The following is a 21,365-nucleotide window of genomic DNA, read 5'->3' on the forward strand; positions in this document are numbered from 1 at the left end:
CGATGAACATGATGTCCCCCCAGCGCCAGCGCCTGGTCGTCATCGGCAACGGCATGGCCGGCATGCGGACCGTCGAGGAGCTGCTGAAGCGCGCCCCGCACCGCTACGACATCACCGTCTTCGGCGCCGAGCCGCACCCGAACTACGACCGCATCGCCCTCTCCTCGGTCCTGGCGGGCGAGAAGACTCTCGAGCAGATCGTCATCAACAGCCGCGAGTGGTACGAGGAGAACCAGATCCGCCTGATCGCCGGCGACCCGGCGGTCGCGGTGGACCGGGTGGCGCGGACCGTCACCTCCGCCGCCGGCATCACGGTCGGCTATGACCGGCTGCTGATCGCCACCGGCTCCAAGCCGCTGGCGCCGCCGATCCCGGGCCTCGGCCTGCCTGGCACCTGCGCCTTCCGCGACATCAACGATGTCGAGCTGATGCTGGAGGCCGCGCGCAGCCACAAGCGCGCGGTGGTCATCGGCGGCGGGCTGCTGGGGCTGGAGGCGGCCTGGGGCCTGAAGCGGCGTGGGATGTCGGTCGCCCTCGTCCACCTGATGCCGACGCTGATGGAGCGGCAGCTCGACGTGCATGCCGGCACGCTGCTGCAGCGCGACCTCGACAAGCGCGGCATCGCCTTCTTCACCAATGGCCAGACCGAGGAGATCACCGGCACGGACCGCGCGACCGGCGTGAAGCTGGCCGACGGGCGGGAGATCGAGGCCGACCTGGTCGTCGTCGCCATCGGCATCCGGCCGAATGTCGACCTCGCCCGCGGCATGGGCCTCGAGATCAACCGCGGCATCGTGGTGGATGACGGGCTGCGGACCTCCGAGGACCCGAATGTCTTCGCGGTCGGCGAGTGCATCGAGCATCGCGGCCAGGTCTTCGGCCTCGTCGCGCCGATCTGGGAGCAGGCGAAGGTCTGCGCCGCGCAGCTTGCCGGCGAGGAGGATGCGGCCTATGTCACGCCGGCGCTCTCCACCCGCCTAAAGATCACCGGCATCGACGTCTTCTCGGCCGGCGCGCTGAACGCCGCCGACGAGGCGGACGAGGAGATCACCTTCGCCGACGCCGCCCGCGGCGTCTACCGCAAGCTGGTGCTGCGGGAGAACAAGGTGGTCGGCGCCGTGATGTACGGCGATGTCGCGGATGGCGGCTGGTATTTCCAGCTCCTGCGCGAGGGCGCCGACGTCTCCGCCATGCGGGACACGCTGATCCTCGGCCGCGCCGTGGCGACCGCCGCGCTCGGCGCCGCCGCCCCGGACCCGAATGCCGCCATCGCCGCCCTGCCGGACAGTGCCGAGATCTGCGGCTGCAACGGCGTCTGCAAGGGGAAGATCACGGCGACCATCGCCGACCTCAAGCTGACCACGCTGGACGCCGTCCGCGCCCATACCAAGGCCAGCGCCTCCTGCGGCTCCTGCACCCCGCAGGTGGAGAGCCTGCTTGCCCTGTCTCTCGGCGACGGGTTCCAGAAGGCGGCCGGCGAGAAGCCGATGTGCAAGTGCACCGCGCATGGGCACGACTTCGTCCGCAAGGCGATCCTGGACCAGCAGATCAAGACCATCCCGGAGGTGATGCACCGCCTCGGCTGGACGAAGGCCGAGGGCTGCGCCTCCTGCCGCCCGGCGCTCAACTACTACCTGCTTTGCGCCTGGCCGGGCGAATACGTGGACGATGCACAGAGCCGCTTCGTGAACGAGCGCATGCACGCCAATATCCAGAAGGACGGCACCTATTCCGTCGTGCCGCGCATGTGGGGCGGGCTGACCAGCGCGAAGGAACTCCGCGCCATCGCCGATGTGGCGGAGAAGTACAACGTCCGCGAGGTCAAGGTCACCGGCGGCCAGCGCATCGACCTCTTCGGCATCCGTCGGGAGGACCTGCCCGCGGTGTGGCGCGACCTCAACGCCGCCGGCATGGTCAGCGGCCATGCCTATGCCAAGGGCCTGCGCACGGTGAAGACCTGCGTCGGCTCCACCTGGTGCCGCTTCGGCACCCAGGACAGCACGACCATGGGCGTGAAGCTGGAGAAGATGACCTGGGGCTCCTGGCACCCGCACAAGGTCAAGCTCGCGGTGTCCGGCTGCCCGCGCAATTGCGCCGAGGCGACGATCAAGGACTTCGGCGTGGTCGCGGTCGACAGCGGCTGGGAGCTGAGCGTCGGCGGCAATGGCGGCATCCATGTCCGCGCCACCGACCGCCTTGCCAAGGTGGAGACCGAGGCGGAGGTGCTGGAATACTGCGGCGCCTTCCTGCAGCTCTACCGGGAGGAGGCCCGCTACCTCGAGCGCACCGCCCCCTGGGTGGAGCGCGTCGGCATCGACTACGTGAAGACGCGTATCGTCGAGGATGCGGAGGGCCGCCGCGCGCTGCACGAGAAGTTCCTCTACGCGCAGCAATTCGCGCAGGTCGACCCCTGGGCGGAGCGTGCGGCCGGCGGCCCGGTCGCCGAGCCCTTCAAGACCCTGGTCGCGGCGGAGTGACGGCAATGGACGGCATGGCTCAGGCATCCCGCTGGACCGTCATCGGCCGGCTCGAGGACATCCCCCGCCAGGGCGCGCGGGTCGTCGCGTCAGCCATGGGTGACATCGCTGTCTTCCGCGCGCTGGACGACACCGTCTTCGCGGTGGAGGACAGTTGCCCGCACAAGGGCGGCAAGCTCAGCCAGGGCATCGTGCACGGCCATGCCGTGACCTGCCCGCTGCACAACTGGGTCATCGACCTGCAGCAGGGCGAGGCCGTCGCGCCGGATGCCGGCTGCGTCAGGCGCTTTGCCGTGAAGCTGGAGGAGGGCCGCGTCCTCCTCGCCCTGCCCCGCTGAGGAACCCCCCATGTCCTATGTCACGCCCCAGGACTTCACGCGGAAGATGATCGACGCCGGCGAGGCGAAGGTCTTCATGGCCACCCGCGACACGCTGATCCGCGCCTTCATGGCCGGCGCCATCCTGGCGCTCGCCGCCGCCTTCGCCGTGACCGTCACGGTGCAGACGGGGCAGCCGCTGGTCGGCGCCATCCTCTTCCCCGTCGGCTTCTGCCTGCTCTACCTCATGGGCTTCGACCTGCTGACGGGCGTCTTCACCCTGGCACCGCTGGCGCTGCTCGACCGCCGGCCGGGCGTGACGCTCGGCGGCGTGCTGCGCAACTGGACGCTGGTCTTCTTCGGCAATTTCGCCGGCGCGCTGGTGGTCGCCGTCATGATGGCGGTGATCTTCACCTTCGGCTTCACCGAGGCGCCGAACGATGTCGGCAAGCGCCTCGGCGGCATCGGCGAGGCGCGCACGTTGGGCTATGCGGCGCATGGCGCCGCGGGCATGCTCACCCTCTTCATCCGCGGCGTGCTCTGCAACTGGATGGTCTCGACCGGCGTGGTCGCGGCGATGATGTCGACCAATGTCGGCGGCAAGGTCATCGCCATGTGGATGCCCATCATGGTCTTCTTCTACATGGGATTCGAGCATTCGATCGTGAACATGTTCCTCTTCCCCTCGGGCCTCATGCTCGGCGGGCATTTCACCTTCCTGGACTACATGCTGTGGAACGAGCTGCCGACGGTCCTCGGCAACCTCGTCGGCGGGCTCACCTTCGTCGGCCTGACGCTCTATGCGACGCATGCGCGCACCGCGCCCCCCGCCCGCGTCCAGGGCCTCGGCGTCGCGGCGGAATAGGGGCGGCTCCGATGACGCAAGCCGTCCGGACCACCTGTCCCTATTGCGGCGTCGGCTGCGGGGTTCTGGCGCAGCCGGATGGCAGGCTGGTCGGCGACCCCGCGCATCCCGCCAACAAGGGAAGGCTCTGCGTGAAGGGCGCCGCGCTGGGCGAGACGCTGGAGGATGCCGGCCGTCTCCTCCACCCCATGGTCGATGGCGCGCGGGCTTCCTGGGACGCCGCGCTCGACCGCATCGCCGGGCGCTTCGCCGAGACCATCGCGCAGCACGGGCCTGACGCGGTCGCCTTCTACGTCTCCGGCCAGTGCCTGACCGAGGACTACTACGTCGCCAACAAGCTGATGAAGGGCTTCATCGGCAGCGGCAACATCGACACCAACTCCCGCCTCTGCATGGCCTCCTCGGTCGCTGGCCATACCCGCGCCTTCGGCGCCGATGTGGTGCCGGGGGTATACGAGGACCTGGAGGAGGCCGACCTCGTCGTCCTCGTCGGCAGCAACCTCGCCTGGTGCCATCCGGTGCTGCACGGCCGCCTGCAGGCGGCGCGCGCGGCGCGCGGCACGAAGCTGGTCGTCATCGACCCGCGCGGTACGGCAACGTCGTCCGGCGCCGACCTGCACCTCGCCCTCTCGCCCGGCTCGGACGTCGCGCTCTTCGCCGGGCTGCTCGCGCATTGCGCCGGCATCGGCCGGCTGGACCGCGACTGGATCGCCGCGCATGGCTCGGGCTTCGAGGCTGCGCTCGCCGCGGCGCGGCAGGTGGCGCCGACGCTCGAGCGCGTCGCGGCGCTGACCGGCCTCGACCCCGAGGCCATCGCGCGCTTCTACGCGATGTTCGCCACGACGGAGCGGACCGTCACCGTCTACAGCCAGGGCGTGAACCAGTCCGCGGCAGGGACGGACAAGGTCAACGCCATCCTCAACTGCCACCTGGCGACAGGCCGCATCGGCCGCCCCGGCATGGGCCCCTTCAGCATCACCGGCCAGCCCAATGCCATGGGCGGGCGGGAGGTCGGCGGCCTCGCCAACCAGCTTGCCGCCCATATGCGCTTCGACATGCCAGGCGCGCCCGACCGCGTGCGGCGCTTCTGGCGGGCGCCGAACCTGGCGGAGAGGCCCGGCCTCAAGGCTGTCGATCTCTTCGACGCCGTCCTGGACGGACGCGTCAAGGCGCTCTGGGTCATGGCGACCAACCCGGCGGACAGCCTGCCGCGTGCCGGCCGGGTGCGGGAGGCGCTGGCAGCCTGCGACTTCCTCGTCGTCTCCGATTGCTGGGAGACCGACACCACCCGCTACGCCGACGTCGTCCTGCCCGCCGCCGGCTGGGGCGAGAAGAGCGGCACCGTCACCAACTCCGAGCGCCGCATCAGCCGCCAGCGCCCCTTCCGCGCCGCGCCGGGCGAGGCGAAGCCCGACTGGTGGGCGCTGGCGGAGGTGGGCCGCCGCATGGGCTGGGCAGAGGCCTTCGCCTGGGAGAGCCCGGCCGCGGTCTTCCGCGAGCACGCCGCGCTCTCGGCCTTCGAAAACGGCGGCACGCGGGCCTTCGATATCGGCGCCATGGCAACCCTGAGCGACGAGGGCTACGACGCCCTCGCCCCCTTCCGCTGGCCGCTCCGCGCCGGCGCGACCGAGGAAGGCGACCGTCTCTTCGCCGAGGGCGGCTTCCCGACGCCGGATGGCCGCGCCCGCTTCGTCGCCACGCCCTTCCGCGGCCTCGCCGCCGCACCGGGCGGCGGCTTCCCGCTGCTGCTGAACACCGGCCGGCTGCGCGACCAGTGGCACACCATGACGCGCACCGGCCAGGTGCCGCGCCTCTCGGACCACGCGCCCACCCCGGCCGCGGCCTTCGCCCCCGCCGATGCGGCGGCGCTGGGCGCGGTGGAGGGTGGCCTGGTCCGCCTCGCCACCCCGCATGGCGAGGCTGTGCTGCGCGTCGCCCTCGATCCCGGCCAGCGCCCGGGCGAGGTCTTCGTGCCCATGCACTGGACGGATGCCTTCACCTCCTCCGGCCCGGTGGACCTGCTGGTCGGCGCGGCGACCGATCCCGTCTCCGGCCAGCCGGAGTTGAAGGCGACGCCGCTGCGCGCCGAGGCGCTGCCGGTCCGCTGGCGCGGCCTGCTGCTGCACCGCGACGCGGTGCGGCCGGAGGCGCCGGGCCTGCACTGGTCCCGCGTCCCCGTCGCCCGCGGCCATGTGCTGGAACTGACCGGCGCGGCGCCGCTGCCGGCCGAGATCGCGCCGCTGGTCGAGTCGCTGCTCGCCGCCCCCGCGGGCGCCGAACTGCTGCACATCGCCGACCCGGCCCGCGGCGCCTGGCGCTTCGCGGCGCTGGTCGAGGGAAGGGTGGAGGCCTGCCTCTTCCTGGTGCGGGAGGGCAGCCGCGCGGGGCTGCCTGCCGGCGCGGCGCTGGCGGCGCTGCTGGACGGGACGGTGACGGAGGCGGCGCGCCCCGGCCTGCTCGCCGGCCGCGCCCTCGCCGCGAAGCCGGCCGAGCGGAATGTCTGCGCCTGCTTCGGCGTCGGCGTCGACACGTTGCGGACCTGCATCCTCGACCGCCGCCTGACCACGGTGGCCGAGGTCGGCGCGGCGCTGAGCGCCGGGACCAATTGCGGCTCCTGCGTGCCGGAGATCCGCGCGCTGCTGCACGACCTGCAGGCCGAGGAGGCAGCGGCCTGAGCCGTCCGACCGGCCGCTGCCGCAGGCAGCGGGCGTGAATTGGCCGGCAGGAGACATGTCATGCGCACCTACACCCTCTCCCTCGACCTCGCCGGCGTGCCGGTGCTGCTCGCCGGCGGCGACCTCGCCACCGCCGAGGCGCTGCTCGCGGCCGGCGCCGCGCTGCGCGTGGTGACGCCGGAACCGGGGACCGGCCTCGTCGCCCTCGCGGCGGCAGGCCGCCTCGCCCTGCATCGCCGCGAGGTCGAGGCCGCCGATCTCGACGGCGTCCGGCTCTGCGTCACCACGCTGGAAGGTGCCGCGGGCGATGCCGTCGCCGCGCTCGCCCGCCGGGCCGGCGTGCTGGTCAATGCCGTCGCGGCGCCCGCTCCCGCCGCGCGCGGCCGTGCCAGCCTGGTCGGCGCCGGCCCGGGCGACCCGGAGTTGCTGACGGTCAAGGCCGTGCGCGCCCTGCAAGCCGCCGATGTCGTGCTCTACGACAAGCTCATCGACCCGCGCGTGCTCGACCTCGCCCCCGCCCGCGCGCGGCGGATCGATGTCGGCAAGCGCTGCGGCCGCCACGCCATGAGCCAGGCGGCGATCAACCGCCTGCTGGTGCAGCAGGTGCGGACCGGCGCGCATGTCGTGCGCCTCAAGGGCGGCGACCCCTTCGTCTTCGGCCGGGGCGGGGAGGAGTTGCAGGCGCTGCAGGAGGCGGGCGCCGAGGTCGAGGTGGTGCCCGGCATCACCGCGGCGCTCGCCACCGCCGCGCGGCTGCGCATGCCGCTGACGCATCGCGGTACCTCCCGCAGCCTGCACCTCATCACCGCGCATGGCCGCGAGGAGGAGGGCATGCCGCAGCACGACTGGCGGGCGCTGGTCGCGGCCGGCGGCACGCTCGCGGTCTATATGGGGGCGCGCACCCTGCCAAAGGTGGCGCAGGCGCTGCTCGCCGCCGGCATGCCGCCCGCGACGCCGGCCATCGCGGTGGAGAACGCGACACTCCCCGGCGAGCGCCGCATCCGCCGGACCCTCGCCGATATCGCCGGGGCGGTGGCGGAGGCCGCGGTGGAGGGACCGACGCTCACCCTGATCGGCGAGGTCGTCGCCATGGCCGAGGTCGAGGGGGCGCCGTGTCCGGCGCGCCATGCCGCCTGAGACGGGAACGCCGGCGCGCGGCCGGCTGGAACTGCGCGTCGGCCTCTGCTCGGACCGCGGCCCGCGCCCGGCGAACGAGGACTATGCCGCGGCCTGGGTGGGCGAGCCTGGCCGGCGGGAGGCGATCGCGGCGCTCGCCGATGGCGTCGGCGGCGCCAAGGGCGGCCGCGTGGCGGCGGAGCTTGCCGTCCGCGGCCTGATCGACGGGCTGCTTGGCCAGAGCCAGGCGCTCGGCATCCAGAGGACCGCCGGCCGCGCCATCGAGGCGCTGAACGGCTGGATCCATGCCAAGGGCCAGGCCGATCCGGATCTCGCCGGGATGGCCTGCACCCTGACGGCGGTGGTGCTGCGCGGGCGGCGGATGCATGTGCTGCATGTCGGCGATTCCCGGCTCTACCGGTTCCGCGACGGCGCCCTGGCGCGGCTGACCGAGGACCATGCGCAGCGCGGCGCCAATGTCCTGACCCGCGCCCTCGGCGCGGCGGAGAGCGTGCGCGTCGACTATGCCGAGGAGGCGGCGCGGCCGCATGACCGGCTGCTGCTCTGCAGCGACGGCGTCCATGGCGGCCTCGCCGATGCCGCCATCGCCGCCGAGCTTGCCCGCCGCGGCGCGCCGGAGGACACCGCGCGCCGGCTGGTCGGAGCGGCGCTGGCCGCCGGCGCCGCCGACAATGCGACCGCCCTGGTGCTGGACCTGCTGGACCTGCCGCCGCCCGTGCAGGCCGACCTGGAGGCGGCGATCGATGCCCGTCCCATCCTGCCGCCGCCGCGGCGCGGCACGGTCGTGGACGGCTATGCGCTGGAGGAGATGATCGCCGACAGCCGCACCAGCCGGGTCTTCCGCGGCCTGGACACACTCTCGCCCGGGACGCGGGCGGTGGTGCTGAAATTCCCCAAGCCCGGCACGGCGGCCGAGGCCAGCTTCCGCCAGGCCTATCTGCGGGAGGGCTGGATCGCCGCCCGCATCCGCAGTCCTTATCTGGGCGAGGTGCTGGAGCCGCCGCCCGAGCGCGCCTCCTGCCTCTATGCCGTCATGCCCTGGTACGGCGCGGAGACGCTGGAGCGCCGCATCCTGCGCGGCCCGCCGATGGCGCTGGAGGCGGGCCTGGGGATCGCCACCCGCCTCTGCCGCGCGGTCGCCGCGCTGCACCGCGCCGGCGTCATCCACCGCGACATCAAGCCGGACAACGTCATCCTCGAGCCGGGCGGCGGGCTGCGGCTGATCGACCTCGGCGTCGCGCGGCTGCCGCATATGGACGACTTCGCCGCCGAGGACATCCCGGGCACGCCGAGCTACATGGCCCCGGAACTGCTGGCCGGCAGCGCGGAGGGCGACGAGCGCACCGACCTCTATGCCCTCGGCGTCACGCTGTGGCGCATGTTCGCCGGCGCCTTTCCCCATGGCGAGGTCGAGGCCTTCTCCCGGCCCCGCTTCGGCGCCCCGGCTTCATTGCTCGCCCGCCGGCCGGACCTGCCGGCCTGGTTGGACCAGGCGCTGAGCCGCGCCGTCGCGGTAGCGCCGGAGGAGCGCTTCGGCGATGCGGTCGAACTGCTCTTCACGCTGGAACGCGGGATGGCGGGCGGCGCACCGGCCCGGCCCCGCCCGCGGTCGCTGCACGACCGCGACCCGCTGCTGTTCTGGCGCGTGGTCTCGGCCGGGCTGGCCCTGCTGCTGCTGCTGAGCTGGGCGATGAGGTGAAAACAGGATCGGGGAGAAGGTATTCTCCCCTTGGACGCCTTCGGCGTCCAAGCCCTCTTCCATTTCTGTGAGTCGGCACTCGCTTCGCGACGGCACTCGACTCAGAGAGAGGAAGGGTGGGGTTCGGGGAGGGAATACGTTTCCCTCCCCGACCTTGCCTCAGCTCAGATGCGCCGCGAGGTGCTTGTTCATCTCGAACATCGTCACCTTGTCCTTGCCGAAGACCTTCTTCAGCTTCTCGTCGGCCAGGATCTCCCGCTTGTCCTTGGGGTTCTGCAGGTTCTCGGCCTTGATGTAGCTCCAGACCTTGCTCACCACCTCGGCGCGCGGCAGCGGCCCCTCGCCGACCACCGCCGCAAGCTCGGGGGAGGGCTTCAGCGGCTGCTGCAGCGCGTTGGGCTTGTCCTTCTTCTCTCCGGCCGCCTTGGGCTTCTTCGCGGCTGCCTCACCGGTCTTGCTGGCCATCGGTCCTCCAGGCGTCCTGATATCTCATGGCAGGGGGCCGATTCGCCCCCGCGATGGGGGCACGAACGTTTGCAGGCGCCCGCCGGTTCGGCAAAAGGTGATCCGAGCGATCACGCCGGTGTTACCGGATTTAGGGCTTCCGCCCTCGCTTGACCACCCCCTGCCCCCACCGCAGCATCCTTTGGCAGGGGGAACCGATATGGCGGTACTCGAAACCGAGGTTCATGGCCAGGTGCTGGTGCTGCGGCTGAACCGGCCGGAGCGGCTGAACGCCCTGAACCATGAATTGCGCACCGAAATGGCCCGCTGCTGGACCGCCTTCCGGCACGACCCGGCGCTCGAGGTCGCCATCCTCACCGGCACGGGCCGCGCCTTCTGCGCCGGGGAGGACATGAAGGAATCCCTCGCCGAGCGGAACCCGGGCGGCCGCGCCGCAGCCATGGAGGACCCCTTCAACGCCGGCATGCTGGAGAAGCCGGTGATCGCCGCGGTGAACGGCTTCGCCATGGGCGGCGGCTTCATGCTGGTGGAGCGCACCGACCTTCGCGTCGCCGCGACGGGCGCGGTCTTCGAGGTCTCGGAGGCCAAGCGCTGGTTGCTCGGCGGCTGGAACCATGGGTTGCTGGCCAACATGCCCTATCCCGTCGCCATGGAGATGGCGCTCGGCTACCGCTTCACGGCGGAGCGCTTCCACCAGCTCGGCTTCCTCAACCGGCTGGTGGCGCCTGAGGCGCTGCTGGCGACGGCGCTGGAGATGGCCGCGCATCTGCTGAGCCTGCCGCCGGCGGCGCGGGTGAATACGGTGCACATGATGCGCCGGATGCGGCCGGTGCCGACCGCCGCGCAGCAACGCCTGGCGACGAGGCTGCACGCGCATGGTGCGACGAGCGACCTGCTGGAGAGCCGCGCCGCCTTCGCGGAGAAGCGCGCGCCGCAGTTCAAGGGCTGGGACGACCCGGCGGACCGCTTCCGGCTGCCGGAGATCGAGCAGGAGTAGCGCTCCGTCGCGGCGGCCGCTGCGCCGGGCGAGGACGCGGCAAGGGTCCTGCGCATGGCGGCAGCCGGTGTTGCATCCCGGCAGCGGCCATCGAATACTGACCGCGCGCAAGGCGCCTGCATCGCCACGGATCGGTCGCCGCCGGCCGCGCGCGGCAGGGCATCGGCCCGACCACTGGCCCGCGAGAGGCCCGTGACTCAATCCGTGGAGGAGGATCCATGTCGTTCTACAAAGGCATGACCTGTGAGAACGTGACCATCCAGGGCCACGAAGGCACCCCGATCACCGCCTATGCCGCCAAGCCCTCCGGCCCCGGGCCCTTTCCCGGCGTGGTGCTGATCCACCACCTGCCGGGCTGGAGCGAGTTCTACATCGAGACGACGCGCCGCTTCGCGCATCACGGCTACATCGCCATCTGCGCCAACCTCTACCAGCGGGCGGGCGAGGGGAATCCCGACGACGTCGCCGCCAAGGTGCGCGCGGAGGGCGGCATCCCCGACGCGCAGATGGTCGGCGATACCGAGGCGGCCGTGCGCTGGATGCGCTCGCAGCCCGAGCACAATGGCAAGATCGGCCTCTTCGGCTCCTGCTCCGGCGGCCGGCACGCCTTCATCTATGCCTGCCAGAGGAAGGACGTCGATGCCTGCGTCGACCTCTGGGGCGGCCGGGTGGTGATGGGCGCCGAGGAGCTGAACGCGAAGACGCCCGTCGCGCCGATCGAGATGACGAAGGACCTGTCCTGCCCGCTGCTCGGCCTCTTCGGCAATGACGACCGCGCGCCGAGCCCCGAGCAGGTGGACCAGCACGAGGCCGCGCTGAAGACGCACGGCAAGGATTACGAATTCCATCGCTACGACGGCGCCGGCCACGGCTTCTTCTACTGGCACCGGCCGCTCTACCGGCCGGAGCAGGCGATGGATGGCTGGGGCAAGGTCTTCGCCTTTTTCGGCAAGCACCTCGCGGCCTGAGCAGGCTTTCGCGGATTGGGCCGCACTTCGTGCGGCGCAAACCCCTCGGATGAAAGCCTGCTCAGGATCTGTTTGCGGCGCAAACGCCGAAGGGTTTGCTTAGGGAAACTCCGCCATGTGCACATCCATCATCGAGATCGCGCGGGCCGAGGGCATGGCGAAGCGCGGCGAGACGTGGTTCCCGCTGACCCAAGCCGTGGTCGCCTATGACCATGCGCGGCATGCGCCGCTCGGCGACGTCATTACGCTCGACTTCATCAATACCCGCCTCGATCCCGGCGCGCGTGCCGGGGTGGAACTGACCCTGGAGACGGCGAAGGAGTTGCGCGCGGCGCTCGACCGGGCGATCGCGGCGGCCGAGTTCGATGAGGCCGAGGTACGGGGCAAGGGCGCCGCGCCGGGGCTCGGCCGCGCCGCCTGATGCGCGCGGGGCGCTGCGGCCGCCCGATGTCCGTTGCGCAGAAGTAATCCGCGGGGCGAGGTCTCCACGAACCGCGCCCGGCATCCCGCGTTGCACCGCGGGACCTCCGCACAATGCATCACCGACGCGCCCTCGGCGGCGCCTTCCTTGCCCTTGCCCTGATCCTCGGCGGCCTGGCCGGCTGGCGCCTGCTGGCCGAACCCGCCGCCGGCGCGCCGCGCGAGGCCGCGCAGGATCCGCCCGTGACAGTCACCCTCGCCGCGGCCGAGGCGCGCGACGTGCCGATCTGGCGCGGCGGCCTCGGCAATGTCCAGGCCTTCCAGACCGTGACGATCCGCCCCCGCGTGGACGGGCAGCTCGACCGGGTCGCCTTCACCGAGGGGCAGGACGTGCAGCAGGGCGACCTGCTGGTGCAGATCGACCCGCGCCCCTTCCAGGCCTCGCTGGACCAGGCCGTCGCGCAGAAGGCCCGGGACGAGGCGCTGCTCGCCAATGCGCGGCTCGACCTGCAGCGCTACACCACGCTGTCGCAGACCCAGGGCGCCTCGCGCCAGCAGCTCGATACCCAGCGCGCGACCGTCGCGCAGACCGAGGCGACGATCCAGGCGGACCAGGCCTCGATCGACAATGCCCGCACCCAGCTCGGCTATACGCGGATCGAGGCGCCGATCGCCGGCCGGCTCGGCGTTCGGCTGGTCGATCCGGGCAATATCGTGCACGCCGCGGATACGACGGGCCTCGTCGTGATCACGCAGATCCACCCCATCGCGCTCTTCTTCACCCTGCCGCAGGACGACCTTACCGAGGTGCTGCGCCGCCAGCGGGAGGCGGTGGGCAATGCCCCGCCCGCGCCGGCGCCCGGCGGCGGTCCGGAGGAGCCGGCCTACAAGGGCCTGCCGGTCCAGGCGCTGACGCGCGACGGCCGCGTGCTCTCGGAGGGACGGCTGCTGCTGGCCGACAACCGCATCGACCCGAACAGCGGCACCATCCAGCTCAAGGCGGCCTTCCCGAACCAGGACGACGCGCTCTGGCCGGGGCAGCTCCTCAGCGCCCGCCTGCTGCTTGAGACGCGGCGCGGCGTCGTCACCGTGCCGCCCGCCGCCGTGCAGCGCGGGCTGGAAGGGCCCTTCGTCTTCGTCGCCAAGGCCGACGGCACGGTCGAGATGCGCAAGGTCCGGCCCGGCGCGGTCTCGGAGGGCGTCATGATCGTCGAGGAGGGGCTGAAGCCGGGCGAGCAGGTGGTGACGGACGGCGTGCAGCGCCTGCGCCCCGGCGCGCGGGTGCGGCCGGCGGGCGCCCAGGCCGGGGCACAGCCCGGGGCAGGGCAGGGGCCGCGCGGGTGACGATCTCCGGCCCCTTCATCCGCCGGCCCATCGCCACCTCCCTGCTGATGGCGGCGATCGTGCTGCTCGGCATCGTCGCCTATCCGCTGCTGCCGGTCGCGCCGCTGCCGCAGGTGGAATTCCCGACGATCCAGGTGACCGTGCAATATCCGGGCGCCAGCGCGGAGACCATGGCGAGCGCCGTCGCCACGCCGCTCGAGCGGCAATTCGCCCAGATCCCGGGCGTCAGCCAGATCGTCTCGACCAGCGCGCTGGGCAATACCACCATCGCCGTGCAGTTCGTGCTGTCGCGCAACATCGACGCCGCGGCGCAGGACATCCAGACCGCCATCAACCAGGCGGGCGGGCAATTGCCGACCGATCTGCCGCAACCGCCGCTCTACCGCAAGCTGAACCCGGCCGACCCGCCCATCGTCATCATCGCCGTGCAGTCGGAGGTGCTGCCGATCGACCGCGTGGACGACTATGCCGATACCCGCATCGCCCAGCAGCTCTCGCAGATCCCGGGTGTCGGCCAGGTGAACATCACGGGCGAGCAGAAGCCCTCCATCCGCATCCGCCTGGACCCGGACCGCATCGCCGCGCTCGGCCTCGGGCTCGAGGATGTGCGGACGGTGGTGAACAACGCCACTGTCGACCGCCCGAAGGGCGCCTTCGAGGGCCCGCGCCAGGCCTTCGCCGTGCTGGCCAATGACCAGGTGCTGGCGGCGAAGCGCTGGGAGGAGGTGATCGTCGCCTACCGCAACGGCGCGCCGGTGCGCCTCGGCGATGTGGGGGAGGCGGTGGAGGGGCCGGAGAACCGGCTGCTCGGCGCCTGGCAGAACGGCCGCCGCGGCGTGGCGCTGGTGGTCTTCAAGCAGCCCGGCGCGAACGTGGTGGAAGTGGTGGGCCGCATCCGCGAGGCGCTGCCGAAGCTCCGCGCCGCCGTGCCGCCGGCGGTCGACGTGCAGGTGGTGAGCGACCGCACCACCACCATCCGCTCCTCGGTCTCCGACATCGAGATGAGCCTGGCGCTGACCTTCGGCCTGGTGGTGCTGGTCGTGCTGGCCTTCCTGCGGGACTGGCGGGCGACGCTGCCGCCGGCGCTGGTGGTGCTGGTCGCCGTGCTCGGCACCGTCGCGCTGATGTTCCCGGCCGGCTTCAGCCTCGACAACCTCTCGCTCATGGCGCTCGTCATCGCGGTCGGCTTCGTGGTGGATGACGGCATCGTCGTGCTGGAGAACATCTACCGCCGGGTCGAGGAGGGCCAGGATCCCCGCCAGGCGGCCGAGGAGGGATCGGGCGAGATCGGCTTCACCGTCCTCGCCATCAGCATCTCCCTCATCGCGGTCTTCATCCCGCTGCTGTTGATGGGGGCGGTGGTGGGGCGGCTGTTCCGCGAATTCGCCCTCGTCGTCACCGGCACCATCCTGCTCTCGGTCTTCGTCTCCCTCACCCTGGTCCCGACCCTCTCGGCCCGGCTGCTGCGGCGCGAGACGGCGCGGCAACGCCGTGGCGGCCTGCTCGGCCAGCTGGACCGCTGGCTGGAGCACGCCTTCGGGTGGCTCGAGGGCGGCTATGCCTGGGCGCTCGACCGTGCCCTGCGGCGCCGGCGTCTGATGCTCGGCGTCTTCGCCGCGACCCTGGCCGCGACCGTCGCGCTCTACGTTTTCATCCCCAAGGGCTTCTTCCCGCAGCAGGACACCGGCTTCATCGTCGGCACGGCCGAGGCCGCCCCCGACACCTCCTTCGCCGCCATGTCGGAGAAGCAGGTGGCGCTGATGGAGATCATCCGCGCCGATCCGGCGGTCGCGAACGTGCTGGCGACGGCGGGCGCGACGGGCGGCACCCAGACCTCCAATACCGGCCGCTTCTTCATCGATCTGAAGCCGCACCACGACCGCGACGTGACGGCCGGCGAGGTGATCGCCCGGCTGCGCGCGAAGCTGCTCCAGGTGCCGGGCGTCACGCTCTACCTGCAGGCAGCGCAGGACATCAACCTCTCCGCCCGCGGCTCGCGCACGCAGTATCAGTACGTGCTGCGCGACGCCGACCTCGACGAGCTGAACGCCTGGGCGCCGCGGCTGCTGGAGCGCATGCGCGGCATGCCGCAGCTCACCGACGTGGCGACGGACCAGCAGCCGGGCGGGCCGACCGCGAGGCTGACCATCGACCGCGACCTCGCGGCGCGCTTCGGCATCCAGCCGCGGCTGATCGACGACACGCTGGCCGACGCGTTTGGCCAGCGCGTGGTGGCGCAGTGGTTCACCCAGCTCACCTACTACCACGTCGTCATGGAGGTCGACCCGGCGATGCAGGCGGACCCGCGGGCGGCGCTGCAGCGGATCTACCTGCAATCGCCGGTGACCGGGCAGCGCGTGCCGCTCTCGACCTTCGTCACGCTCGATACCTCCGGGACCGCCTATCTCTCCATCAGCCACCTGAACCAGTTCCCGGCGGTGACGCTCTCCTTCAACCTCGCGCCCGGCGTCTCCCTGGGAGAGGCGACGGCGCAGATCGAGCAGGCGCGGGCGGAACTCGGCGCGCCGGCCGCGGTGCAGGGCGTGTTCCAGGGCAATGCCCAGGCCTTCTACGCCGCGCTCGCCAACCAGCCCTACCTGATCGCGGCGGCGCTCATCGCGGTCTACATTATCCTCGGCATGCTCTATGAGAGCTATGTCCACCCGCTGACCATCCTCTCGACCCTGCCCTCGGCCGGGCTCGGCGCGCTGGTCTCGCTCTGGCTGCTCGGCTTCGGGCTCGACGTCATGGGGCTGATCGGCATCATCCTGCTGATCGGCATCGTCAAGAAGAACGGCATCATGCTGGTGGACTTCGCCCTGCAGGCGGAACGCCACCGCGGCGCCGGCGCAGTGGAGGCCATCCGCGACGCCTGCCTGAAGCGCTTCCGCCCCATCCTGATGACGACCATGGCGGCGGTGCTGGGCGCAGTGCCGCTCGCCCTCGGCATCGGCACGGGGGCGGAGCTGCGCCAGCCGCTCGGGATCGCCATGATCGGCGGCCTGCTGGTCAGCCAGGTGCTGACCCTGTTCACGACGCCCGTGGTCTATATCGCGCTGCACCGGCTGACCAAGCGGCGCGAGCGCCGCCGTCCGCTGCCCGCCGCGCGGGAGCAGGAGGCAGCGGGCAGGGTCTGATCCCGCCCGCATCGGCAGGACGGATCGCGGGCGCGGCGGGCCGCCCCCGCCGCGTCAGGCGATCTGCAGGTCCTGCAGCGCCTGCTCCAGCTCCTGGAAACTCGGCATATGGCCGCTCGGCACCATCTTGCGGCCGGTCTCCACCGCGACCTGCGGCGCATTGCCGTGCAGATGCGCGACGAGGACGGCGCGGATCACCTCGAAATAGGCGGCTTCCTCCTCCACCACGCCCTTCAGCCGCGCCGCCATGGGCCCGACCATGCCATAGGCCAGCAGCACGCCGAGGAAGGTGCCGACCAGCGCGCCGCCGATCATGCCGCCGAGGATGGCCGGCGGCTGGTCGATCGAAGCCATGGTCTTGATCACGCCGAGCACCGCCGCGACGATGCCGAGCGCGGGCAGCGCATCGGCCACCGCCTGCAGGGCATGGCTCGGGTGCATCTCCTCGTGGTGCAGCTTCTTCAGCTCCCGCGCCATCACGTCCTCGATCTGGTGCGGGTCGTCGGCATTCATGCCGACCATGCGCAGGTAGTCGCAGATCAGCGCCACCGCGTGGTGGTCCTGGCGGATCTTCGGGAATTTGCCGAAGGCGCTGCTCTCCTCCGGCTTCTCGATATGCGGCTCGAGCGCCATGGCGCCCTTGGTCTGGGCGAGGCGGACGAAGTAGTAGAGCAGGCTCAGCATCTCGACATAGTCGGGCTTCCTGAAGCGGGCGCCCTTCAGGATCTTGGCCATGCCGCCGCCGACATGCTTGATGTCGGCGAGGCTGTTCGACATCACGAAGGCGCCGACCGCGGCGCCGCCGATGACGATCATCTCGTGCGGCAGGGCGTGCAGGATGATGTCGAACTTGCCGCCGGCGACGACATAGCCGCCGAAGACGCAGGCGAGCAAGACGACCAGGCCGAGGACGGTCGTCATGGCCGCCGCGCGGGCTCCGCCGGCTGGCTGCGCAGCAGGGTGATGGCGACGCGCCGGTTGGCGGCGGCCAGGGGCTGGTCGGGCAGCAGCGGCATGCGGTCGGCATGGCCGGCGACGCCCTGCAGCCGCGCTTCCGCGATGCCATGGTCCAGCAGCAGCCGGCGCACCGCATTGGCCCGCTCGGCCGAGAGCTCCCAGTTCGAGCGCCCCTCGCCGCGGAAGGGCGTGGCATCGGTATGGCCGGCGATGGCAAGGCCGTTCGGCAGCCTGGCCGCGACCTGCGCCACCTTGGCGAGCAGCGCCCGCGCGCGCTCGTTCGGGCTGGCGCTGCCGACCGGGAACATCGCCTGCCGCTCGGCATCCAGGATCTGGATGCGGAGCCCCTCCGGCACCTGCTCGATCACCAATTGCCGGGCGAGCTCGGCCAGCGCCGGGTCGTCCTGCACCGCGGCGCGCAGCTCGGCCGCCGCCTGCTCGAAGGCGCGCGCCTCGCGCCGCGCCAGCTCGGCCCGCAGCGCCTCCTCGGCCAGCGCCGCGGCCGCGGCCGGCGGGGCAGCGGATTGCGGCGCCGCATCGCCGGGCGGCTGCGGCGGGGCGGGCGGCGCGGTCTCGGGCGGCGCGTCCGAATCGCCGTCATCCTCGATGTCCAGCCGCACCGGGGCGCGGCCCTGCTCGACCCGCAGCGCGCCCTTGTCGGAGACCATGGCGCCGTCCGAGTTCGGCGTGCTGCCGCCGAAGGGATCGCCCGAGCCGGTGGCGCTGCGGCCGAGCGCATTGGAGGGCGCGAAGTAATCGGCCAGGCCCCGGCGCTGGTCGTCCGAGGTGGCATTGAGCAGCCACATCAGCAGGAAGAAGGCCATCATCGCCGTGACGAAATCGGCATAGGCGACCTTCCAGGCGCCGCCGTGATGGCCCTGCCCGACCTCCTCGATCCGCTTCAGGACGATGGTTGCGCCCTCGCGCCTGCCCCTGGCTGCCACGGCCCGCCCGGCCCCCCGGTCCTCTGCTCCGCCCCCTCTCTGCCGCAGCGCCGCTTAAGGTGGCTCTAACGCCCGGGCTGCGCCCCGGGGGCGGGCAGTCTGCCGCGCGCTTGGGCAGCGCGAGGTCATCCGTGCCCCGGGGGCGCGCCCGCGGCATGGCACGGGGCTTGCCAAACCCGGCCCGGTGCCGCGGGCACCGACCGGGAGATGCCCGCCGGGCCGGCCCGTCCCGGTGCCGCGTCACCTGGCGCGGGGCTTGGTACCGCGCCGAAGGAGTTCGCATGGCCCTCTACCTGATCCGCCGCATCCTCTACGCCATCCCCATCGCCCTCGCGGTCGGCTTCGTCTGCTTCATGCTGGTGCAGATCGCGCCGGGCGACCCGATCAACGCCATCGTCCCGCCGGATGCGCCGGCCGACGTGGTGGAGCAGGTCAGGAAGGACTACGGCCTGGACAAGCCGCTGCCGGTGCAGTTCGGCCTGTGGATGAGCAAGGTGGCGATCGGCGATCTCGGCCGCTCGCTGGCGACGGGCCGGCCGGTCTGGGCCGACCTGCAGTCGGCGATCGGCAATACGCTGACGCTCGCCTTCTGCGCCTCCTTGCTCGGCTTCCTGCTGGGCTGCGTGCTCGGCGGCCTGGCCGGGACCTTCCGCGGCTCGGCGGTGGACCGCGGCGCGGTCGGCCTCGCGGTCGCCGGCGTCTCGGTGCCGCATTACTGGCTCGGCATGGTGATGGTCGTCATCTTCTCCGTGCAGCTCAACTGGCTGCCGGCGATGGGCGCGGGACCGGGCGGCTCCTCCGACTGGGCCTGGGACTGGGAGCACATGAAGCACCTGGTGCTGCCGGCCGTGACCCTCTCGGTCATCCCGATGGGCATCGTCACCCGTACCGTGCGCGGCATCGTCGCCGAGATCATGAACCAGGAATTCGTCACCGCGCTCCGCGGCAAGGGGCTGACGCGCTGGGGCGTCTTCCTGCATGTCGTCAAGAACGCCGCGCCGAACGCGCTGGCGGTGATGGGCCTGCAGCTCGGCTACCTCATGGGCGGCTCGATCCTGGTGGAGACGGTCTTCTCCTGGCCGGGCACCGGGCTGCTGCTGAACAGCGCCATCTTCCAGCGCGACCTGCCGGTGCTGCAGGGCACGATCCTGGTGCTGGCCATGTTCTTCGTCGCGCTGAACCTGGTGGTCGACCTGGTCCAGACCGCGCTCGACCCCCGCATCAAGCGCGCCTGAGGAGGGCCCCGCGATGAGCACCACCACCACGGCGGCCGAGGCCGAGCTTGCCGTCCAGGCGCGGCAGGCGGCGGCGAAGTCTGAGGGCTATTGGGCCGGCGTCTGGAAGCGCGTCCGGCGCGACCCCGTCACCATCGCCTGCGGCGCGATCCTGATGCTGATGCTGCTGGCGATCCTCCTCGCCCCGCTGCTGGCGCCGCACGATCCTTACCAGGGCAGCATGATCCGGCGTCTCCGCGCCATCGGCACGCCCAACTACCCCCTCGGCACGGACGAGCTCGGCCGCGACATCCTGACGCGCCTGCTCTTCGGCGGGCGGCTGTCCTGGTTCATGGGCATCGTGCCGGTGGTGCTGGCGACCGCCATCGGCGCGACGCTCGGCATCGTGGCGGGCTTCGTCGGCGGGCGGGTGAACATGATCATCATGCGCACCACCGACATCTTCTATGCCTTCCCCTCCGTGCTGCTGGCCGTCGCCATTTCCGGTGCGCTGGGGGCGGGCATCGGCAATGCCATCCTGGCGCTGACCCTGGTCTTCATCCCGCAGATCATCCGGGTGTCGGAGACCGTGACGCAGGGCGTGCGCAACCTCGATTTCGTGGATGCGGCGCGGGCCTCCGGCGCCTCGGGCTTCACCATCGTGCGCGTGCATGTGCTGGGCAATGTGCTGGGACCGATCTTCGTCTATGCGACCTCGCTGATCTCGGTCTGCATGATCCTGGCCTCCGGCCTCTCCTTCCTCGGCCTCGGCACCAAGCCGCCGGAGCCGGAGTGGGGCCTGATGCTGAACACGCTGCGCACCGCGATCTATGTGCAGCCCTGGGTGGCGGTGCTGCCGGGCGTGTGCATCTTCGTCACCTCCATCTGCTTCAACCTGCTGGCGGATGGCCTGCGGCAGGCGATGGACGTGAAGGGGTAGGCGGCCCGATGACCGAAGGGCCGGAAGGCCCGGAGGTCTGAATCGGCCCGCACGACAGGCAAGGCGGTCCGATGACCGAAGGGCCGGAAGGCCCGGAGGCCTGAATCGGCCCGCCCGGCCTGCAAGCGGCAACCGCGGGCGGCATCGGACGTTCCGGGAGCGAGAACAGCTCCCGGAGGTCCCGATGCAAGCCCTCTCCCGCCGCCACCTGTCCCGCCTCGCCCTCGCCGCCGGCGCGCTCGCCGCGCCCGGCCTCGCCCGCGCCGCGACGCGGCGCGAGATCGACGCCGACATCCACGCCGCGATGATCCGCCTGCAGGAACTGCCGAACACCGCGCCGCTGCTGCAGAAGGCGCGCGCCATGCTGGTCTTCCCGCGCATCATCAGCGGCGGCTTCATCGTCGGCGGCCAGTACGGGGAGGGTGCGGCGATCCGCAACGGCGTCACCCAGGGCTACTACGCCATCGCCGGCCTCTCGCTCGGCCTGCTCGCCGGCGCGCAGGCCGCGGGCCTTGCCATGTTCTTCATGACCGACGAGGCCGTCGCCGTGCTGACGCGCAACGACGGCTGGGAGATCGGCACCGGCCCGACCGTGGTGGCACTGGACAAGGGCCTGCAGGCCAATGCCACCAGCACCACCCTGACCGAGCCGGTCTATGCCATCACCTTCGGCCAGCAGGGGCTGATGGCGGCGCTCGCCCTGAACGGCACCAAGATCACCCGCATCCACCCGGAGGCGTGATGCCGATGGGCCGGAAGCGAATTCCCGGTCTTCGGTGAAACGGGTCAAGGCCGGGGAGAAGGCATTC

17 protein-coding genes are annotated in these 21,365 nt (G+C 71.8%); 14 read left to right on the forward strand and 3 right to left on the reverse strand.

The window, feature by feature from the left end; translation table 11 throughout:
- Positions 1 to 2 precede the first annotated feature (2 nt).
- From nirB to Q7A36_RS10920, 6 genes are read left to right on the forward strand one after another with little or no spacing between them, the layout of a single operon-like run.
- Complete coding sequence (nirB, locus tag Q7A36_RS10895) at positions 3 to 2,477, forward strand: nitrite reductase large subunit NirB (protein ID WP_370655657.1); 2,475 nt, start codon at positions 3 to 5, stop codon at positions 2,475 to 2,477.
- Positions 2,478 to 2,491: 14 nt separating this feature from the next.
- A complete protein-coding gene (gene nirD / locus Q7A36_RS10900; RefSeq protein WP_305103710.1) occupies positions 2,492 to 2,815 on the forward strand; it encodes a nitrite reductase small subunit NirD in 324 nt (107 codons plus the stop codon).
- A gap of 10 nt (positions 2,816 to 2,825) precedes the next feature.
- Positions 2,826 to 3,659 (forward strand): formate/nitrite transporter family protein, encoded by an 834-nt coding sequence (locus Q7A36_RS10905; protein ID WP_305103711.1) that lies wholly within the window; start codon positions 2,826 to 2,828, stop codon positions 3,657 to 3,659.
- 11 nt (positions 3,660 to 3,670) lie between these two features.
- Complete coding sequence (locus Q7A36_RS10910; protein ID WP_305103712.1) at positions 3,671 to 6,334, forward strand: nitrate reductase; 2,664 nt, start codon at positions 3,671 to 3,673, stop codon at positions 6,332 to 6,334.
- A 60-nt stretch (positions 6,335 to 6,394) separates the two neighbouring features.
- Positions 6,395 to 7,471, forward strand: coding sequence for a uroporphyrinogen-III C-methyltransferase (cobA, locus tag Q7A36_RS10915; RefSeq protein ID WP_305103713.1), 1,077 nt, complete (start codon positions 6,395 to 6,397; stop codon positions 7,469 to 7,471).
- Positions 7,461 to 9,170: a bifunctional protein-serine/threonine kinase/phosphatase gene (locus Q7A36_RS10920; protein WP_305103714.1), complete on the forward strand. Its 1,710-nt coding sequence runs from the start codon at positions 7,461 to 7,463 to the stop codon at positions 9,168 to 9,170. The genes cobA and Q7A36_RS10920 overlap by 11 nt, the downstream gene beginning before the upstream one ends.
- 159 nt (positions 9,171 to 9,329) lie before the next feature.
- Here Q7A36_RS10920 and Q7A36_RS10925 read toward each other — a convergent pair whose 3' ends face one another.
- Positions 9,330 to 9,635 carry an SWIB/MDM2 domain-containing protein gene (locus Q7A36_RS10925; RefSeq protein WP_305103715.1) on the reverse strand — a complete coding sequence of 102 codons (306 nt, stop codon included), beginning with the start codon at positions 9,633 to 9,635 and terminating at the stop codon, positions 9,330 to 9,332.
- Positions 9,636 to 9,834: 199 nt separating this feature from the next.
- Between Q7A36_RS10925 and Q7A36_RS10930 the strand changes: the two genes are divergently transcribed.
- The 5 genes from Q7A36_RS10930 (at position 9,835) to Q7A36_RS10950 (ending at position 16,501) form a co-directional block, all read left to right on the forward strand.
- Entirely contained in the window at positions 9,835 to 10,632 is a 798-nt protein-coding gene (locus tag Q7A36_RS10930) for an enoyl-CoA hydratase/isomerase family protein (protein WP_305103716.1), read from the forward strand.
- A 218-nt stretch (positions 10,633 to 10,850) separates the two neighbouring features.
- On the forward strand, positions 10,851 to 11,600 hold the full coding sequence (locus Q7A36_RS10935; protein ID WP_305103717.1) for a dienelactone hydrolase family protein: 750 nt from the start codon (positions 10,851 to 10,853) through the stop codon (positions 11,598 to 11,600).
- 115 nt (positions 11,601 to 11,715) lie between these two features.
- A complete protein-coding gene (locus Q7A36_RS10940; protein ID WP_305103718.1) occupies positions 11,716 to 12,021 on the forward strand; it encodes a DUF6295 family protein in 306 nt (101 codons plus the stop codon).
- A 113-nt stretch (positions 12,022 to 12,134) separates the two neighbouring features.
- Positions 12,135 to 13,364, forward strand: a complete 1,230-nt coding sequence (locus Q7A36_RS10945; protein ID WP_305103719.1) for an efflux RND transporter periplasmic adaptor subunit — start codon at positions 12,135 to 12,137, stop codon at positions 13,362 to 13,364.
- Positions 13,361 to 16,501 (forward strand): efflux RND transporter permease subunit, encoded by a 3,141-nt coding sequence (locus Q7A36_RS10950; protein ID WP_305103720.1) that lies wholly within the window; start codon positions 13,361 to 13,363, stop codon positions 16,499 to 16,501. The genes Q7A36_RS10945 and Q7A36_RS10950 overlap by 4 nt, the downstream gene beginning before the upstream one ends.
- 54 nt (positions 16,502 to 16,555) lie before the next feature.
- Here Q7A36_RS10950 and motA read toward each other — a convergent pair whose 3' ends face one another.
- Both motA and Q7A36_RS10960 read right to left on the reverse strand, forming a co-directional pair.
- A complete protein-coding gene (motA, locus tag Q7A36_RS10955) occupies positions 16,556 to 17,422 on the reverse strand; it encodes a flagellar motor stator protein MotA (RefSeq protein ID WP_305103721.1) in 867 nt (288 codons plus the stop codon).
- Positions 17,419 to 18,402, reverse strand: coding sequence for a flagellar motor protein MotB (locus tag Q7A36_RS10960; RefSeq protein ID WP_305103722.1), 984 nt, complete (start codon positions 18,400 to 18,402; stop codon positions 17,419 to 17,421). Before Q7A36_RS10960 ends, motA begins: the two co-directional genes overlap by 4 nt.
- 281 nt (positions 18,403 to 18,683) lie before the next feature.
- Between Q7A36_RS10960 and Q7A36_RS10965 the strand changes: the two genes are divergently transcribed.
- The 3 genes from Q7A36_RS10965 (at position 18,684) to Q7A36_RS10975 (ending at position 21,298) form a co-directional block, all read left to right on the forward strand.
- Complete coding sequence (locus tag Q7A36_RS10965; RefSeq protein WP_305103723.1) at positions 18,684 to 19,637, forward strand: ABC transporter permease; 954 nt, start codon at positions 18,684 to 18,686, stop codon at positions 19,635 to 19,637.
- Positions 19,638 to 19,650: 13 nt separating this feature from the next.
- Positions 19,651 to 20,556 (forward strand): ABC transporter permease, encoded by a 906-nt coding sequence (locus tag Q7A36_RS10970; RefSeq protein ID WP_305103724.1) that lies wholly within the window; start codon positions 19,651 to 19,653, stop codon positions 20,554 to 20,556.
- Positions 20,557 to 20,740: 184 nt separating this feature from the next.
- The gene (locus tag Q7A36_RS10975) at positions 20,741 to 21,298 is read left to right on the forward strand and encodes a lipid-binding SYLF domain-containing protein (RefSeq protein WP_305103725.1); all 558 of its coding nucleotides are present in this window, start codon (positions 20,741 to 20,743) and stop codon (positions 21,296 to 21,298) included.
- Positions 21,299 to 21,365 lie beyond the last annotated feature (67 nt).

The sequence above is a fragment of the Paracraurococcus lichenis genome, assembly GCF_030657435.1.
In the GTDB taxonomy this organism is placed as follows: Bacteria; Pseudomonadota; Alphaproteobacteria; order Acetobacterales; family Acetobacteraceae; genus Paracraurococcus; species Paracraurococcus lichenis.